General features: G+C 72.0%; 13 protein-coding genes and 1 pseudogene. 3 read left to right on the top strand and 11 right to left on the bottom strand.

Annotated features, from left to right (window positions below; genetic code table 11):
• The 10 genes and pseudogenes from N4P33_RS20075 to N4P33_RS20120 form a co-directional block, all read right to left on the bottom strand.
• A pseudogene (locus N4P33_RS20075) lies at positions 1 to 237 on the bottom strand (prenyltransferase); the annotation flags it as partial.
• A complete protein-coding gene (locus N4P33_RS20080) occupies positions 234 to 1364 on the bottom strand; it encodes an inositol-3-phosphate synthase (RefSeq protein ID WP_260828026.1) in 1131 nt (376 codons plus the stop codon). The pseudogene N4P33_RS20075 and the gene N4P33_RS20080, both read right to left, overlap by 4 nt.
• A gap of 147 nt (positions 1365 to 1511) precedes the next feature.
• Positions 1512 to 5147: a ThuA domain-containing protein gene (locus N4P33_RS20085; protein ID WP_399029803.1), complete on the bottom strand. Its 3636-nt coding sequence runs from the start codon at positions 5145 to 5147 to the stop codon at positions 1512 to 1514.
• Positions 5148 to 5500: 353 nt separating this feature from the next.
• Entirely contained in the window at positions 5501 to 6499 is a 999-nt protein-coding gene (locus tag N4P33_RS20090; RefSeq protein WP_260828028.1) for a sugar phosphate isomerase/epimerase, read from the bottom strand.
• Between the two features lie 17 nt (positions 6500 to 6516).
• Positions 6517 to 7734: a Gfo/Idh/MocA family protein gene (locus N4P33_RS20095; protein ID WP_260828029.1), complete on the bottom strand. Its 1218-nt coding sequence runs from the start codon at positions 7732 to 7734 to the stop codon at positions 6517 to 6519.
• A 154-nt stretch (positions 7735 to 7888) separates the two neighbouring features.
• On the bottom strand, positions 7889 to 8941 hold the full coding sequence (locus tag N4P33_RS20100) for a substrate-binding domain-containing protein (protein ID WP_260828030.1): 1053 nt from the start codon (positions 8939 to 8941) through the stop codon (positions 7889 to 7891).
• 17 nt (positions 8942 to 8958) lie between these two features.
• On the bottom strand, positions 8959 to 9978 hold the full coding sequence (locus N4P33_RS20105) for an ABC transporter permease (protein ID WP_260828031.1): 1020 nt from the start codon (positions 9976 to 9978) through the stop codon (positions 8959 to 8961).
• The gene (locus tag N4P33_RS20110) at positions 9975 to 11492 is read right to left on the bottom strand and encodes a sugar ABC transporter ATP-binding protein (RefSeq protein ID WP_260828032.1); all 1518 of its coding nucleotides are present in this window, start codon (positions 11490 to 11492) and stop codon (positions 9975 to 9977) included. The genes N4P33_RS20105 and N4P33_RS20110 overlap by 4 nt, the downstream gene beginning before the upstream one ends.
• A 154-nt stretch (positions 11493 to 11646) precedes the next feature.
• Positions 11647 to 12828 (bottom strand): ROK family protein, encoded by a 1182-nt coding sequence (locus N4P33_RS20115; RefSeq protein ID WP_260828036.1) that lies wholly within the window; start codon positions 12826 to 12828, stop codon positions 11647 to 11649.
• A gap of 207 nt (positions 12829 to 13035) precedes the next feature.
• Positions 13036 to 13974, bottom strand: a complete 939-nt coding sequence (locus N4P33_RS20120; protein WP_260828033.1) for a beta-ketoacyl-ACP synthase III — start codon at positions 13972 to 13974, stop codon at positions 13036 to 13038.
• 139 nt (positions 13975 to 14113) lie between these two features.
• On the opposite strand from N4P33_RS20120, the gene fdhD reads away from it, so the two are divergent.
• Positions 14114 to 14965: a formate dehydrogenase accessory sulfurtransferase FdhD gene (gene fdhD, locus N4P33_RS20125; protein ID WP_260828034.1), complete on the top strand. Its 852-nt coding sequence runs from the start codon at positions 14114 to 14116 to the stop codon at positions 14963 to 14965.
• A gap of 70 nt (positions 14966 to 15035) precedes the next feature.
• A complete protein-coding gene (locus N4P33_RS20130; protein WP_260828035.1) occupies positions 15036 to 16271 on the top strand; it encodes a DUF4185 domain-containing protein in 1236 nt (411 codons plus the stop codon).
• Here N4P33_RS20130 and N4P33_RS20135 read toward each other — a convergent pair.
• Entirely contained in the window at positions 16207 to 17313 is a 1107-nt protein-coding gene (locus N4P33_RS20135) for a bile acid:sodium symporter family protein (protein WP_399029801.1), read from the bottom strand. The genes N4P33_RS20130 and N4P33_RS20135 overlap by 65 nt on opposite strands.
• Before the next feature lie 87 nt (positions 17314 to 17400).
• Here N4P33_RS20135 and N4P33_RS20140 point away from each other — a divergent pair.
• Positions 17401 to 18071 (top strand): LysR family transcriptional regulator (locus tag N4P33_RS20140; RefSeq protein ID WP_260828038.1); only part of this gene is annotated, 671 nt, incomplete at its 3' end.

Genomic DNA, 18071 nt, shown 5'->3' on the forward strand with positions numbered 1-18071 from the left:
CGGGATCGGGCGGTGGGGGCGGTCCTGCGCGTCCTCGGCTCGGTCCGCCCAGTCGTTGAGGGCCATGCCGGCCTCGTACAGGCACAGGGAGGAGCCGAGGGCGAGGAGGGTGCCGCGGCCGGGGCGGGCGCCGATCGCCGCGGCGCCCGCGAGGGCGTCTCCGGGGACGGTGAACAGGGCGGGCAGACGGAGCAGTTCCGCCCAGGCGCGGAGCGGGGAGGCGCCGGTGCCGCTCATACGTCGTCCCGCAGCCGGGTCGCGAAGGCCATGAGCGCGGGGTACTGCTCGCCCAGCGCCGAGGACGCGTCGCCGTCCGGGTCCTTGAAGTAGAAGCCCAGCTCCGGGCGGGGTCCGGTCAGGCCGGCCTCGCGGGCGCGCAGCAGCAGGCGGGCCAGGTCCAGGACGAGGGGCGCGGCGAGGGCCGAGTCGCAGCCCTGCCAGGTGGTCTGGAGGACCATGCGGGCGCCGAGGAAGCCGTCGAAGGCGATGTGGTCCCAGGCGGTCTTCCAGTCGCCGAGCGCGGGCACGTCGTCGATGTGGACCTCGCCCTGCGGCGCGGCGCCGAGGGTGTCGGCGAGGACGCGTTCCTTGCCGGCGTTCTTCGCCGCCGCGGCGGCCGGATCGGCGAGGGCGGCGCCGTCACCGCCGCCGAGCAGGTTGGTGCCGGACCAGGCGCGTACGGCCAGCGCCCGCTGGGCGAACATCGGGCCGAGGACGGAGCGCAGCAGGGTCTGGCCGGTCTTGCCGTCGCGGCCCGCGTACGGGACGCCGGACGACGCGGCGAGGGAGGCCAGCGAGGGGTGGTGCAGCCCGGTGGAGGGGGTGAAGTTGACGTAGGGGCAGCCGGCGCGCAGGGCGGCCGCCGCGTAGAGGGAGCTGGGCGGCAGGGTGCCGTCGGTGGGGGCGGGCTCGGTGGAGGCGACGTTCACGACGACGGCGCCCGCGAGGCCCTGCCGGCGCACGAAGGCGCGGATGTCGGCGGCGAACGCCTCGATCCACTCCTCGTCGGAGCGGGACGTGTCCCCGGGCAGCGGGCCGCCCGGCCTGATCTCCCGGTCGGCGGCAGCGAGTTCGGCGCCCACGGCGGCGGGCAGGCCGTGCGGCAGGACCCCGCCCGCGGCGAGGTGCTCGGCGCGTTTGGGCAGCGGGCAGTCGACGGTGTCGTGGCCGCCGAAGACGAGGGACGACAACGATGGCAGACCACACGTGGTGAAGGGAGGGGCCTCGGTGACCATGCCGGTCGGCGGATGGAGCCCCGCGGCGACGGCGGCGCAGCCGGCGATCGCGGTCGTGGCGACGGAGCCGCGGGCGCCGATGAGCCAGACGCCGAAACGAGGGGTGGGGGAAGACGGTTCGGTGGACATGGGCAGCCTCCTTGTCGTACGCGAACCGGGTGCGAGGGCCGGAAGGCGGCGGGCTGGGTGCCGGGCGAAGGCCCCGGCCGGACGGCCGGTGTCCTTCGCCCGGCGGGGCGGCGGGCGGAGGTCCGGCGTCCTCCGCCCGCCGCCGTTCTAGTCGCCCGTGGCGGGCAGTTCCTTGAGCTGGATATTGCGGAAGGAGACCTGGTCGTCGGCGCCGTGGTTCTGCAGGCCGATGTGGCCGTCCTTCAGGCTCCGTTCGGGGTCCGTGTTGGTGAAGTCGTTGATCCTGACTCCGTTGAGGAACACCTGGAGGCGTTCGCCCTGGACCCTGATCTCGTAGGAGTTCCACTGGCCGGGCGGCCGCAGCACCTGGTCACGGGCCTTGATGTTCGCCGACTTGAAGGAATAGACCGCGCCGGTCGTCCGGTCGGGTGCGTCCGTCGCGTCGATCTGGATCTCGTAGCCCTTGTTCACGGCGGACCAGGGGTCGTCGGAGGCCGGGAAGCCCACGAAGATCCCGGAGTTGTCGTCGCCGGCCATCTTCCAGTCGAGCTTGAGTGAGTAGGAGCCGAGTTCCTTGGCCTGGTACCAGAGCAGGCCCATGCCGCCCTCGGACTCCATCACGCCGCCGTCCTTGACGACGAACCTGCCGGGCCCTGCCTGCTTCCAGCCGTCCAGGGTCTGGCCGTTGAAGATCGTCCGGTAGCCCTTGTCCGGCTTGCAGTCGGCCTTGATCTGGCCGGTGGCGTACTGCATGCCGCCGAGCAGGTGGGCGCGGAAGGCCTCCTCTGCGTACGACTCCTTGGTGTGGCCGCCGCCGGTGTAGAAGGAGCGGCCGCCACCGTAGCTCTGGCACCAGGCGATCGGGTGGTCGCCCTTCATGGTGCCGCCGGAGTAGGTGGTCTCGTCGAGGGTGGCGAGAACCTTGGCCTGCTCACGCGGGTTGGTGCGGTAGTTGTACCACTCGTCGGTGCGCTCCCAGGTGTCACCGAGGTGCGCGGTGGACGGGTGATCGTGGTCCTCGACGCGCACGGTGGCCTTCTGGATGGCCGGGTGCGAGTCGAAGTAGGCGCCGACGAGACCGCCGTAGAACTCCCAGTCGTACTCGGTGTCAGCGGCCGCGTGGATGCCCAGGTAGCCGCCGCCGTTCGCGACGTAGTTCTCGAACGCCTTCTGCTGTTCGGTGTTGAGAACGTCACCGGTGGTGGACAGGAAGGCGACCGCGTCGTACTTGGCGAGGTTGGCCGTGGTGAACTGCCCGGCCTCCTCGGTCGCGGTGACGGTGATGCCGGCCGGGGCTCCCAGTTCCTTCAGCGCGGCGATGCCGGCCGGGATGGAGTCGTGGCGGAAGCCTGCGGTCTTGGAGAAGACGAGGACCTTCTTGCCGTCCTTGAAGGGCTCCTTGGAGAACTCGAAGTCGTCCACGTCGTACAGGGCTCCGTCGCCGCCCTTGAAGACCAGGTAGATCTCCGTGGTCTTGTTCGGCAGGCTCCGCAGGGGTACGTCGACGTCCTGGAAGGTCTCCCAGCTTCCGGTGGGCGGGATGTGCGCCGAGCCGTGCAGCGGGCCGTCGGGCGAGCCGGTGCGCAGTTCGACGAAGCCGCCCGCGCCGCCGGAGGAGGCCCGTACGGTCATCTTCTTCTGCCCGTCGAAGCGGTAGGGGCTGAAGGAGATCCAGTCACCGTCGTTGATGTCGCCGACGGTCTTGCCGCCGTGCGCGCCGGTCTTGTCGATGACGGAGACGCCCTGCTGCTTGCCGAAGTGCTCGCCCTGGCGGTGCAGCGGCTGGAGCACGGCGCGGGCGGTGCCGGTCAGGGCCTCCTGCCCGTTGGCCCCGCCGTCGGTGTACGAGGCGCCGACGACGCCGTAGATGTTGGCGTTGGGGTCGTGGCCGCCGTCGCCGGGCGGGGGCTTGAGGGTGCCCTCGCAGCCGGTCTCACTGGTCAGCTCGTGGGCGTGGGAGTCGTGGCCGAGGCTGTAGGCGACCTTGACCTTGGAGCAGTCGACGGTCTCCTCGGGGTCGGTGACGGTCACCTTGAACGGGACGGGCTCGCCGAAGGCGGCCAGGCTGCCGTTGCCCGGAATCTCGATCTTCACCTTGGGCTCGGTGTTGCCGACGACGATGCGGACGCTGGCGTTGCCGGTGTTGCCCTCGGGGTCCTTGGCGGTGAAGGTCGCGGTGTAGGTGCCGGCCTTCTTGTAGCGGTGGGTGGGGTTGAGGCCCTCGCCCTTGGTGCCGTCGCCGAAGTCCCAGCTGTAGGTCAGCTCCGGGGAGTCGGCGTCCTTGGCGGTGGCGGTGAAGGCGACCTTGAGGCCGGCCGCTCCGGAGGTCTTGTCGGCGCTCACCTCGGCGATCGGGGAGAAGCCGTCCTCGGCGTTCTCGATCCGGTACAGCGCGGAGTGCTCGTCGCCCTGGAACCAGGACACGCCGTAGTCGAGGACGTAGAGGGCGCCGTCGGGCCCGAACTCCATGTCCATGATCTGGGTGCCGGTCCACGGCAGGGTCTTGATCTCCTTGACCGAGCCGTCCTCGTTCTGCGAGATCGGCTTGATCCAGCGGCGGCCGAACTCACCCGCGAAGAAGTCGCCGTCGTACGACTCGGGGAACTTAACGGAGGAGTCCAGTTCCGGGTCGTAGTGGTAGACCGGTCCGGCCATCGGGGACTCGGAGCCGGTGCCGAACTCGGGCACGCTTCCGCCGTCGTAGGGGATCCAGGCGGGCTGGGCGGGCGGCAGGTCGGTGAGGCCGGTGTTGTGCGGCGAGGTGTTCTTCGGCGCGGCGCAGTCGAACTTCTCTCCGGAGGTCTTGGTGGCGAAGTCGTAGTCGAGGTACGCGTCGTTGTCGCCGGTGCAGAACGGCCAGCCGAAGTTGCCGGGCTCGGTCACCTTGGCGAACTCGACCTGGCCTGCCGGGCCGCGCGTCGCCGAGGCGGCGCCCGCGTCGGGCCCGTAGTCACCGACGTACACGGTGCCGGTCTTGTCGTCGACGCTCATCCGGAACGGGTTGCGGAAGCCCATCGCGTAGATCTCGGGACGGGTCTTGTCGGTGCCCGGCTCGAAGAGGTTGCCGTCCGGGACGGTGTAGGAGCCGTCCTCGGCGACCTTGATGCGCAGGATCTTGCCGCGCAGGTCGTTGGTGTTGCCGCTGCTGCGGCGGGCGTCGAAGGCGGGGTTGCGGCCCTCGCGGTCGTCGATCGGCGTGTAGCCGTCGGACGCGAAGGGGTTGGTGTCGTCGCCGGTGGACAGGTAGAGGTTGCCCTCGGCGTCGAAGTCGATGTCGCCGCCGACGTGGCAGCAGATGCCGCGGGAGGCCGGGACGTCCAGGACCTTCTTCTCGCTGGCCAGGTCCAGCGTGCCGTTGGTCCTCAGCACGAAGCGGGAGAGGCGGTTGACGCCGTCGAACTTCTTGAAGTCCTCGGCGGTGCCGGTCTCCGGGGCGTCGCCCGCGGGGGTGTCGAGCGGCGGGGCGTAGTAGAGGTAGATCGCCCGGTTGTTCTCGAAGTCGGGGTCGATGCCGACGCCTTGAAGCCCTTCCTCGTCGTGGCTGTAGACGTCGAGCTTGCCGGCGATCTTGGTGACGCCGCCCTGGTCGGTGAGGCGCAGGGTGCCGTCGCGCGAGGTGTGCAGGACGCTGCGGTCCGGGAGGACGGCGAGCGACATCGGCTCGCCCATTTCGGGCTCGCCCTTGGCGAGGGGGACCTGCTGGAACTGTCCCTCGGCGGCGGCCGGTTCGTCCGCGGCCGGCTCGGCTCCGGCGACGGCCGCCGGGGTGCCCACGGCCAGCATCAGGCCGGTGAACAGGGCGAGGGTGGTGCGAAGTCTGGGGCGTCTTGCGGCTCTGGTGCCTTCGGCTCTGCTTCTGTGCACGAAGTCCCTCCGGGAACGGGATGGGCCGTACGGGAGCGGTGCGTAGAGATGCGGTGCGATGTGGGCGCCGGGGTGCGCCGTCACCCCGGAGGCGGGAGTGTCCTGGACACCTCAAGGACGGTAGCCGCGTTCGTTCGGGGCCGACACCCCATACAACAGAATCAGTTGAACTTTTTCCCATCGCAGGACAAAGAGGGCGTCAGGGCAGGCCGGACCGGGGACCGGCGGACATCCCGGCCCCCGAAATCCGCCCCCGAATCCCGGCCCGCCGCTCAGCTGTTGAACGCGGCGTCGAAGGAGGCCGACGGCGGCTCGAAGTCGTACGCCTTCAGACGGGTCAGCGCCTCCGGGGCGCCCTGGAGGCGGTCCATGCCGGCGTCCTCCCACTCCACGGAGATCGGCCCCTGGTAGCCGATGGAGCGCAGCATGCGGAAGACGTCCTCCCAGGGGACGTCGCCGTGCCCGGCGGAGACGAAGTCCCAGCCGCGCCGCGGGTCGCCCCAGGGCAGGTGGGAGCCGAGGCGGCCGTTGCGCCCGTCGAGCCGCTTGCGGGCCTCCTTGCAGTCCACGTGGTAGATCCGGTCGCGGAAGTCCCACAGGAAGCCGACCGGGTCGAGGTCCTGCCACACGAAGTGCGAAGGGTCGAAGTTGAGGCCGAAGGCGGGGCGGTGGTCGACGGCCCCCAGGGCCCGCTGGGTGGTCCAGTAGTCGTAGGCGATCTCGCTCGGGTGCACCTCGTGGGCGAAGCGCACGCCCTCGGCGTCGAAGACGTCCAGGATCGGGTTCCAGCGGGTCGCGAAGTCCTCGTAGCCGCGCTCGATCATGGACTCGGGCGCGGGCGGGAACATGGCGACCAGGTGCCAGATGGCGGAGCCGGTGAAGCCGATGACGGTGTCGACGCCGAAGCGGGCGGCCGCGCGGGCGGTGTCCTTCATCCGGGCCGCGGCCCGCTGCCGCACGCCCTCCGGGTCGCCGTCGCCCCACACGTCGGCGGGCAGGATGGCCTGGTGGCGCTCGTCGATGATGGCGTCGCACACCGCCTGGCCGACCAGATGGTTGGACACGGCCCAGCATTTCAGGCCGTACTTGTCGAGGAGCTGGTGGCGGGAGTCGACGTAGCCGGGGTCGGCGAGGGCCTTGTCGACCTCGAAGTGGTCGCCCCAGCAGGCGAGTTCGAGGCCGTCGTAGCCGAAGTCGCGGGCGAGCCGGCAGACCTCCTCGAGCGGCAGGTCGGCCCACTGGCCGGTAAAGAGCGTGAAGTTGCGCGGCATCTCGGGTTCCGTCCTCCTCAGGCGGCGATGGCGGAGATCGGTGTGTAGACGGAGTTCTTCTCGGCGCTCTCCTCCACCGCCGCCAGCACGCGCTGCACCTGCAGCCCGTCGGCGAAGGAGGGTTCGGGCGTACGGCCCTCGGCGACCGAGTGGACCAGGTCGCGGGCCTGGTGCACGAAGGTGTGCTCGTAGCCGAGTCCGTGGCCCGGCGGCCACCAGGCCTCCAGGTAGGGGTGGTCGGGTTCGGTGACCAGGACGCGGCGGAAGCCGGCGTGCGTGCCCGGCTCCGTGGCGTCGTGGTACTCCAGCTCGTTGAGCCGCTCCAGGTCGAAGGCGAGCGAGCCGCGCTCGCCGTTGAGCTCCAGGCGCAGGGCGTTCTTGCGGCCGGTGGCGTAGCGGGTGGCCTCGAAGGAGGCGAGGGCGCCGGAGGTGAAGCGGGCGGTGAACACGGCGGCGTCGTCGACGGTGACCTGCCCGGTGCCGGCGGCGGACACGGCGGCGAGGCCGCTGCTGGGCGCGGTGGGCAGCGGGCGTTCCTTCACGAACGTCTCGGTGAGCGCGGAGACGCCCGCGATGTGCTCGCCCGCCACGTACTGCGCCAGGTCGACGATGTGCGCCCCGAGGTCGCCGAGCGACCCGGAGCCCGCCTGCTCGCGGCGCAGCCGCCAGGTCAGCGGGAACTGCGGGTCGACGAGCCAGTCCTGAAGGTACGACACCCGCACGTGCCGCAGGGTGCCGATGCGGCCCTCGGCCACCATCCGCCGAGCCAGCGCGGTCGCGGGCACCCGGCGGTAGTTGAAGCCGACCATCGCCAACTGGCCGCGTCCGGCGGCCTCCTGGGCGGCGCGGGCCATCGTCTCCGCCTCGGCGACGGTGTTGGCGAGGGGCTTCTCGCACAGCACGTGCTTGCCGGCGGCGAGGGCGGCCAGCGCGATCTCGGCGTGGCTGTCGCCCGGGGTGCAGATGTCGACGAGGTCGACGTCGTCCCGTTCGACCAGCGCCCGCCAGTCGGTCTCGGTCGCCGCCCAGCCGTGCCGGCCGGCCGCCGCGCGCACGGCGTCGGCGTTCCGGCCGCAGATCACGGCCAGTTCGGGGCTCAGCGGCAGGTCGAAGACGCGGCCGGCGGTGCGCCACCCCTGGGAGTGGGCGGCGCCCATGAAGGCGTAGCCGACCATGCCGACGCGCAGCGGTGGCTTCCCCGTGTCCGCCCCTTCTGACGCTTGCGGCTGTGGCATGCGGATGTCCTCCTCGTCGTCGTGTCGGGCGGGGCGTGAGCCCCGCCCCCTCGGTGAGCCGGCCCCCTGGTGAGCCCCGCCCCTGCGGGCCGGGCCCCGCCCGGTGGACTGGTCAGGCCCGTGGGCCGGGGCCGGGGCGGGGGCCGGGGGCTCCCTACTTGAAACCGGTGGACATGTACTGGTCCACGTTCTCCTTGTCGACGACGGCCGAGTACAGGGTGAGCGACGCCGGGATCTCGAACTCGGCGAGACCGCTGACGCCCTTGCTCTGCCCGAGGGCGCGGGCCAGGTCGATCGCGGAGGCGGCCATCGTCGGCGGGTACAGGACGGTCGCCTTCAGCACGCCGCTGTCGGCCTTGATGGCCTGGAAGGCGGAGAGCGCGCCCGCCCCGCCGACCATCAGGAAGTCATCCCGGCCGGCCTGCTCGATGGCGCGCAGCGCGCCCACGCCCTGGTCGTCGTCGTGGTTCCACAGCGCGTCGAACTTGGACTGCGCCTGCAGCAGCTGGGCCATCTTGGCCTGCCCGGACTCCACGGTGAACTCGGCGGCCTGGCGGGCCACCTTCTTGATGTTCGGGTAGTTCTTCAGCGCGTCGTCGAAGCCCTGGGTGCGCTGCTTGGTCAGCTCCAGGTTGTCCAGGCCCGCGAGTTCGACGACACGGGCGTTCGACTTGCCCTTGAGCTTCTCGCCGATGTAGTGCCCGGCGTTCAGGCCCATGCCGTAGTTGTCGCCGCCGATCCAGCAGCGGTAGGCCTGCGGGGTGTTGAAGATGCGATCGAGGTTGACCACGGGGATCCCGGCCCGCATCGCCTTCAGACCGACCTGGGTGAGCGCCTTGCCGTCGGCCGGCAGGATCACCAGGACGTCGACCTTCTTGTTGATGAGGGTCTCGATCTGGCCGATCTGCTGGGCGGTGTCGTTGGAGCCCTCGGTGATCTCCAGGGTGACGTCCGAGTACTTCTCGGCGCGCTTCTTGGCGTTGTCGTTGATGGCGTTGAGCCAGCCGTGGTCCGCCTGCGGTCCGGCGAAGCCGATGGTGACCTGCTTGCCGGGCTTGTCGTCGGCGGCGGGCTGGTCGTTCGCGGCCGGTTCGTCCTTGTCGCTGGGCTCGTTGCTGGTGCACCCGGTGAGGAAGGCACCGGCGGACACGGCGGCGGCTCCGAAGAGAAGCCCTCTGCGGCTCGCGAAAGGCATGTGCTCTGGCATGGCGGTGAACCCTTTCCTCAGGGAGTGCTCGCGGTACGGCGCTGGACCAGCACGGCGGCGACGATGATCGCGCCCTTGGCGATCTGCTGGACGTCGGTCTGCAGGTTGTTCAGGGCGAAGATGTTCTGGATGGTGATGAAGATCAGGACGCCGAGGACCGAGCCGACGATGGTGCCGCGGCCCCCGGTGAGCAGGGTGCCGCCGATGATCGCGGCGGCGATGGCGTCGAGTTCGTAGAGGTTGCCGTTGGTGTTCTGACCGGAGCCGGAGAGGACGATCAGCAGGAAGGCCGCGATGCCGCAGCACAGCCCGGACAGCAAGTAGAGGTAGAGCCGCTGGCGGCGTACGTCGATGCCGGCGAGGCGGGCGGCCTCCGGGTTGCCGCCGACGGCGACGGTGCGGCGTCCGAAGGTGGTCCGGTTGAGCACCAGCCAGCCGATGACGGTGACCGCGGCGAACACCAGCACCAGCGGCGGGATGCCGAGCACGTAGGCGTCGCGCTCCCCGAGGTCGAGGACGCCGGGCACGGTGACGATCTGGGTGCGTCCGTCGGTGATCTGCAGGGCGAGACCGCGGGCGGAGGCGAGCATGGCGAGGGTGGCGATGAACGGGACCAGCCCGCCGTACGCGATGAGCACCCCGTTGACCAGGCCGCAGCCCATGCCGACCAGGACGGCCGTGAAGAGGATGCCGGCGAACCCGTACTCCTGGGTGGCGACGGTGGTCGCCCACACGGAGGCCAGGGCGACGATCGCGCCCACCGACAGGTCGATGCCGCCGGAGGTGATGACGAAGGTCATGCCGACGGTGACGACACCGATCACGGACGCCTGGGTGAGGACGAGTTGCAGATTGCGGGTGTCGAGGAACTCGTCCGGCTTGGTGATGCCGCCGATCAGGACGAGCACGGCGAGCACGCCGAGGAGCGACAGGGTGCGGACGTCGGCGCGGAACAACACGGCGCGCCAGGCGGGCGTTTCGCCGGCCGACGGCACCTTGGGGGTGCTGTCCCGCGGCGGGGAGACGGGCTGCGTCATGACGCCGGGCTTCCTTCCATGACCAGGTCGAGTACACGGTGTTCGTCGAGTTCGCGGGCGGGGGCGGTGTGCACGACGTGGCCCTCGCGCAGCACCAGGACGCGGTCGGCGAGGCCGAGGACCTCGGGGACCTCGCTGGAGACCAGCAGCACGGCGAGGCCCTCGTCGGCCAGTCGGCGGACCACCGCGTACAGTTCGGCGCGGGCGCCGACGTCGACGCCGCGGGTGGGTTCGTCGAGCAGCAGCACCTTGCAGCCGCGCAGCAGCCAGCGCGCGAGCACGGCTTTCTGCTGGTTGCCGCCGGACAGGGTGCGCACGGGCACGTTCGGGTTGTCGGGGCGCAGGGACAGCTCGCGTACCGCCGCGCGGGCCGCCCCGAACTCGGCGCCTCGGTCGATCCAGCCGGCGCGGGAGAAGCGGGACATGGAGGAGACCGACACATTGCGGGTGACGGACTCCAGCATCAGCAGTGCCTGCGCCTTGCGTTCCTCGGGGGCGAGCCCGACGCCTGCGCGCACGGCGGCGCGGACGCTGCCGGGCCGCAGGGGCTTGCCGTCGACGAGGACGCGCCCGATGTCGGGCTTCCGGGCGCCGTAGATCGTCTCCAGGATCTCCGAGCGCCCGGAGCCGACCAGTCCGGCGAGGCCGACGATCTCCCCGGGCCGCACCTGGAGGTCCAGCGGCTCGAACTCGCCCTGCCGGGAGAGCCCTTCGACGGTGAGCACGGGGGCGGCCTCGGGGACGGAGGCGGGCCGCTCGGGGAAGACGTACTCGACATTGCGGCCGGTCATCAGCGCGACGACCTCGCGGGTCGGCGTCGACTTGGCGGGCAGCCCGACGGCCACCGCCCGGCCGTCCTTGAGGACCGTCACCCGGTCGCCGATGCGGCGGATCTCCTCCAGCCGGTGCGAGATGTAGACGACGGCGACCCCGCCGGCGGTGAGGTCGCCGACGATGCGGAAGAGGTTGTCGACCTCGTCCGGGTCGAGGGCGGCGGACGGCTCGTCCATCACGATCAGCCGTACGTCGTGGGACAGCGCCCGCGCCATCGACACGATCTGCTGCTGCGCCGCCGACAACTCCCCCACCAGCCGGGCCGGATCGATCTCCGGGTGCCCGAGCCGCTTGAGCAGCTGCGCCGTGGACTCCCTGGCGGTCCGGCCGCGGACGACGAAGCCGGCGGTGGTGGGTTCGTGGCCGAGGTGGACGTTCTCGGCGACCGACATGTGCTCCACCAGGTCGAGTTCCTGGTAGATGGTGGCGATGCCGAGGCGCATGGCGGCGATCGGGGAGCGCAGCGTGACCTCCTCGCCGCGCCAGCGGATGGTGCCGGTGTCGGGCTGGTGGGCGCCGGCCAGCACCTTGATCAGGGTGGACTTGCCGGCGCCGTTCTGGCCGAGCAGGCAGTGCACCTCGCCGGCCTGGACGTCGAGGTCGACGCCGTCCAGGGCCCGGACTCCGGGGAACGACTTGGTGATGCCGGACATGCTGAGCAGCGGTGGTTCGGGTGCCATCAGGACTTCCCCTCGGCGGACGTGCGGGCCGGTGTCAGGGCGGGCTCGGGCCAACGTTGTCAGGGCAGGGTGGAGCGACAGAGGTGGTGTGGTGGATACGCGGTACTGCGGTGGTGCTGCGTGGGGCGCGGTACTGGCGGTGCTGCGGGCCCGCTTACGCGGGGGAGAACAGGTGGTCGCTGATGAGCCGGGCCGCGCCGATGACGCCGGCGGTGGGGCCCAGTTCACCGAGGACGATGGGCAGGTTGCCGGTCGCCAGCGGCAGCGACTGGCGGTAGACCTGGGTGCGGATCGCGGCGAGCAGGGTGTGGCCGAGGCCGGTCACCCCGCCCCCGATCACCACGAGACCGGGGTTGAAGAAGCTGACCAGGCCGGCGATGACCTGGCCGGTGCGGTTCCCGCCCTCGCGGATCAGGTCGAGGGCGGTGGCGTCGCCCGCGGCGGCCGCGGCGGCGACGTCGGCGGCGGTGAGGCCCTCGTTCGACTCCAGCCGTGAGGCGAGTTCGGCCGAGATGCCCTGCTGGGCGGCCTCCGTCGCGTCCCGGGCGAGTGCCGCGCCGGAGAAGTGGGCCTCCAGGCAGCCCCGGTTGCCGCAGGCGCAGGGGCGGCCGTCGGGCACGGCCTGGATGTGCCCGATGTCGCCGGCGCTGCCCGTCGTACCGCGGTAGACCTCACCGCCGACGACGATGCCGCAGCCGATGCCGGTGCCGATCTTGACGCAGAGGAAGTCGGCGACGCTGCGGGCGACGCCCGCGTGCTGCTCCCCCATCGCCATCAGGTTCACGTCGTTGTCGACCATCACCGGGCAGCCGAGGTCCTGGCTGAGCGCCTCCCGCACGGGGAAGCCGTCCCAGCCGGGCATGATCGGCGGGGCCACCGGGATGCCCTCGGGGAAGCGGACCGGTCCTGGGACGCCGATGCCGGCGCCGTCGAACCCCTCCGCGAGCCCCGAGGCCTTGAGCTTGGCGGCCATGGACAGCACCTGCTCGAAGACCGCGACCGGTCCCTCGCGGACGTCCATGGGCTGGTTGATGTGGCCGAGGATCTCCAGTTCGGCGTTGGTGACGGCGACGTCGACCGAGGTCGCGCCGATGTCGACGCCGAGGAACCGCAGGTGCGGGTTGAGGCGGATGTTGTGGGACCGCCGGCCGCCGCGCGAGGCGGCGAGTCCGTCGGCCACGACCAGTTCCGTCTCCAGCAGCCGGTCCACCTCCACGGCCAGTTTCGACCGGGAGAGGTCGACCTGGTCGCCCAGCTGGGCACGGGAGTTGGGGCCGCCGTCGCGCAACAGCTTCAGCAGGCGGGCCTGATGGGCGTTCGCGGGTCGCGCCGTCATTCGTCTCACGAGCCCCTCCCCGCCTCGATCGGCCTGTGTACGCCGGGTTCCGGCCACCTGCGTGGCGCTTGCTTTCGGAGGGAACGTAGCAGCGGCTGCCCGGGGTGGGAAGAAGTCTCGCAGGAATTGCCCCCGACTTTTTCCACTCACAGGACAAAGACCGGGCCCGGCGCTCCTGACCCCGCGCGTTTCGGGCCCTTGCCGGGCTCAGGGGCAGCGCACGACCTGCCCCGCGTACGACAGGTTGCCGCCGAAGCCGAACAGCAGCACCGGGTCGCCGCTCGACAGTTCACCGCGCTCGACCAGCTTGGAGAAGGCGAGCGGGACGGACGCGGCCGAGGTGTTGCCGGAGTCGGTGACATCGCGGGCGACGACGGCGTTGACCGCGCCCAGCTTGGCCGCGAGCGGTTCGATGATCCGCAGGTTCGCCTGGTGCAGCACCACCCCGGCGAGCTCCTCCGGGGCCAGCCCGGCCTTCTCGCAGGCCTGACGGGCGATGGACGGCAGCCGGGTGGTGGCCCAGCGGTAGACGCTCTGTCCCTCCTGTGCGAACCGCGGCGGCGTGCCCTCGATCCGCACCGCGTGCCCCATCTCGGGCACCGAACCCCACAGCACGGGCCCGATGCCCGCCTCCTCGGCGGCCTCCACTACGGCGGCGCCCGCGCCGTCGCCGACCAGCACGCAGGTGGTGCGGTCGGTCCAGTCCGTCACGTCGGACATCTTGTCGGCGCCGACCACCAGCGCGCGGTGCGCCGCACCGGCCCGCACGGCGTGGTCCGCGGTCGCCAGGGCGTGGGTGAAGCCCGCGCACACCACGTTCACGTCGAGCGCGGCGGGCCCGGGGATGCCGAGGCGGGCCGCGACGCGGGCGGCCATGTTGGGCGAGCGGTCGATCGCCGTGGAGGTGGCGACCACGACGAGGTCGATGTCGGCGGGGGTGCGGCCGGCCGCCGCCAGCGCCTTGGCGGCGGCGTGCGCGGCCAGTTCGTCGACCGGCTCGTCGGGGCCGGCGATGTGGCGGGTGCGGATGCCCACGCGGCTCGTGATCCACGCGTCGCTGGTGTCGACCAGGCCCGCGAGCTCCTCGTTGGTGAGGACCCGGGCGGGCTGGTAGTGGCCGACGGCGGCGATGCGCGAGCCGATCATGGATGGTCCCCCTCGTGGGTCGGTAGCGGGATGCACCAGTCTGATCAGTGACTCACGGGTACGAGGGCAGGTGAAGCGACAGGAATCGGGTGCCTTGCTTGTCGGCTTCCCTCAGGTCCGCTCGGGGACAATGAGCTGCATGGGACGAGTGACGGAACGACGTAAGGTGATCCGGGTCCGGGACGGGGTGGTCTCCGGCCGTCCGGACACGCTCGTCGCCGAGGAGCCCCTGGAGATCCGGCTGAACGGCCGGCCGCTGGCGGTCACCATGCGCACGCCGGGCGACGACTTCGCGCTGGCCGCCGGTTTCCTGGTCAGCGAGGGCGTGCTGGCGGAGGCGTCCGAGCTGCGGAACATCGTGTACTGCGCGGGCGCGACGGCCGACGGCACGAACACATACAACGTGGTCGACGTGCAGACCGCCCCGGGCGTGGCGATCCCCGACCTCACCCTGGAACGCAACGTCTACACCACGTCCTCCTGCGGTCTGTGCGGCAAGGCGAGCCTGGACGCGGTCCGTACGACGGCCCGCTGGCCGATCGCCGACACGCCCCCGCTCCGTCTGACCCCCGAGCTGCTGTCCGGCCTGCCCGACCGGCTGCGCGCGTCCCAGCGCGTCTTCGACCGGACCGGTGGTCTCCACGCGGCGGCCCTCTTCGCCGAGGACGGCGAGCTGCTGGACGTACGGGAGGACGTGGGCCGGCACAACGCGGTCGACAAGCTGATCGGCCGCGCGCTGCAGTCGGGCGGCCTGCCGCTGTCACGCACGGTCCTGATGGTCTCCGGGCGGGCCTCCTTCGAGCTGGCGCAGAAGGCGGTGATGGCGGGCATCCCCGTCCTGGCCGCCGTCTCGGCCCCGTCGTCCCTGGCCGTCGACCTGGCCGCGGAGACGGGCCTGACCCTGGTGGGCTTCCTGCGCGGCACCTCCATGAACATCTACGCGGGCGAACACCGCGTCGCCCTGCACCCGACGGCCGCCGCCCAGGGCTGACCACTACGGGGAGTCCCCGGACTCAACGCCCCATGGACCACGGCCGTATCGGGCACTAACGTCGCGGAGCGTGTCCGATGACGTGGTGCGCGTACGGCGGCGGACGGGGGCCGGGATCGGGCTGGTGCTGGCCCTGGTCCTCGGTGCCGTGCTGCTCGACGGCCTGCCGGGGGACGACGACCGGCGGCGGGGGGCCGGTGACTGCGCGCCGCGCACCGTCGCCTCCTGGGCCGCCGACGACGCCCTCACCGGTGAGTTCGCCCGCTACGGCGACGACGACGCACGCGCCGACGACTGGACCGGCGGCGACGGCACCCACTCCGTGCGGCTGCCCGACGGCCGGCTGCTGTGGCTGTTCTCGGACACCTACCTGGGCCGGGTGCACCGCCCGCCCAATCCCGTCGGGGAGGCGTACGCCTGGCGGGACACCACCGCCCCGCTCGTGCGCAACTCGGCCGTGCTGATGCGCGACGGCCGCCTGGAGGGCACCCTGCCCGCCCCGCTGTTCCCCGACCCGGCGCCGAACCAGTGGCGCTGGCCGGTCGCCGCCCGCGTCGAGCCCCGCTCCCCCGGCTCCGCCGAGCAGGTCGTCCGGGTCCTGCTGTGGGTGCGTACGGCAGGACAGGCGCCGTGGGTCTACGGCGTGCCCACCGCCACCGAGGTCGCCACCCTCTCCCTGCCGGACCTGCGCGTGGAGTCGATCGCGAAGGTGCTCGGCCAGGAGCAGGAGACCGACCTCTCCCGGCGCGTGCTGTTCGGCACCACCCTCGTCGAGGAGGACGGCTGGACGTACGTCTTCGGCGGCGACGACGGCAGACCGGCGGCCCGGCCCGCCTCGCACGCGTACGTGGCCCGCGTCCCGGAGGGCGCCCTCGGCGACCCCGGCGCCTGGGAGTACTGGAACGGATCGGGGTGGCAGACCCGCGCCCGTCCGCGCCCGGTGCTCGGCGACGGGCGGCGCACCGGTGTGGGCAGCGCCTTCTCGGTGGTGCGCCAGGACGGCACGTACGTGCTGTTCACCATGGCCGCGGGAGCGAAGGGGCTGACCACGGTGGCGTCGTACTGGTCCTGCTCGCCGACCGGGCCGTGGCACGGGCCGACCGCCGAGTTCACCCCCGCGCTGCCGCAGGGCGGCACCGCCGCCTACAACCCGCAGACGCACCCCGAGCTCAGCGACGACGGGCGCGTGGTCCTCAGCTACGACGTGAACTGGCTGGAGTCGGCCGGCGCGGCGGTGATGCTCAGCCGGAACGTGTCGCTGTACCGGCCCCGGTTCGTGACGATCCGGCTCGGCCCCGATCGGTGACCGGCCCGGCGACAGGCTCGGTGACCGGCCCCGCGTGCACGGGCCCCGCGTCGCGCGAGCGGCGTTTCGCGATCACCGCGCACACCATCAGCTGCATCTGGTGGAAGAGCATCAGCGGCAGCACCGCCATCGAGGCCTGCGCCCCGAACAGCACGCTCGCCATGGGCAGCCCGGCGGCCAGCGACTTCTTGGAGCCCGCGAACTGGATCGCGATGCGGTCCGCGCGCCCGAAGCCGAGCGCCTTCGCGCCGTACCAGCTCAGCAGCAGCATCACCGCCAGCAGCACCGCCTCGACGGCGAGCAGGGCACCGAGCCGGGCCGCGCTCACCCGGTGCCAGATGCCCTGGACCATGCCCGCGCTGAACGCGGTGTAGACGACCAGCAGGATCGAGCCCCGGTCGACCAGCCCCAGCGCCTTGCGGTGCCGGGCGACGAGGGAGCCGATCCAGCGCCGCAGCAGCTGCCCGGCGAGGAACGGCACCAGCAGCTGCGCGACGATCCTGACGACCGAGTCGGCCGAGAACCCCGCCCCGCTGCCGCCGAGCAGCGCCGCCGCGAGCAGCGGGGTGAGGACGATGCCGGCGAGCGAGGAGAAGGAGCCCGCGCAGATCGCCGCGGGCACATTGCCGCGGGCGATCGAGGTGAAGGCGATCGACGACTGGATGGTGGACGGCACCAGGGTGAGGAACAGCAGGCCCTGGTAGAGGGGGTCGGTCAGCAGCACCGGGACGAACCCCCGGGCGGCCAGTCCCAGCAGCGGGAAGACGACGAAGGTGCAGGCCAGCACCGTGACGTGGAGCCGCCAGTGCTTCAGCCCGTCGAGCGCCTCGCGGGTGGAGAGCCGGGCGCCGTAGAGGAAGAACAGCAGGGCGACGGCGGCGGTGGAGGCACCGGAGGCGAGCTCGGCACCGGTGCCGCGGGCCGGGAGCAGCGCGGCGAGACCGACCGTGGCGAGCAGGAGCAGGACGTACGGGTCGAGGGGTATCCGGCTCGGCAGAGTCCGTATCCGGCTCGGCAGGCGCAGGCGTGTCACAGCCCCCATGGTGATCGCCGAGCGGGCGATCGGGAAACCCGTACACCGCTCTCACTGTCATCACGTTCCCCGATGAGCAGGCGTAGCCTGGCGCTCGTGTACGACCCGATCCACCTGCGCACCTTCCTCTCCGTGGCGCAGACGCTGAGCTTCACGCAGGCCGCCCGGCGGCTGGGGCTGCGCCAGTCGACGGTGAGCCAGCATGTGCGGCGGCTGGAGGACGCGACCGGGCGGCAGCTGTTCACCCGGGACACCCACTCGGTGGAGCTGACCGAGGACGGCGAGGCGATGCTCGGCTTCGCGCGCCGGATCCTGGAGGTGCACGAGCAGGCGGCGCAGTTCTTCGGCGGCACCCGGCTGCGCGGCCGGCTCCGCTTCGGCGCCTCGGAGGACTTCGTGCTGACCCGGCTGCCGGAGATCCTGCAGCGGTTCCGCCGCGAGCATCCGGAGGTCGATCTGGAGCTGACGGTCGAGCTGTCGGGCACCCTGCACGAGCAGCTGGCCGCGGGCCGGCTCGACCTGGTGCTGGCCAAGCGGCGGCCGGAGGATCCGCGCGGTGAGCTGGTGTGGCACGACGAGCTGGTGTGGATCGGCGCGCCCGGGCTGCGCCTTGATCCGCACCGCCCGGTGCCGCTGATCGTCTATCCGCCGCCGGGCATCACCCGCGAGCTGGCGCTGCGGGCGCTGGAGCGGCAGGGCCGGCCGTGGCGCATCGTGTGCACCAGCGGCAGCCTGAACGGTCTGCTCGCGGCGGCGCGGGCGGGGCT

Origin of the sequence: Streptomyces sp. 15-116A (assembly GCF_025290915.1) — a bacterium.
GTDB lineage: Bacteria > Actinomycetota > Actinomycetes > Streptomycetales > Streptomycetaceae > Streptomyces.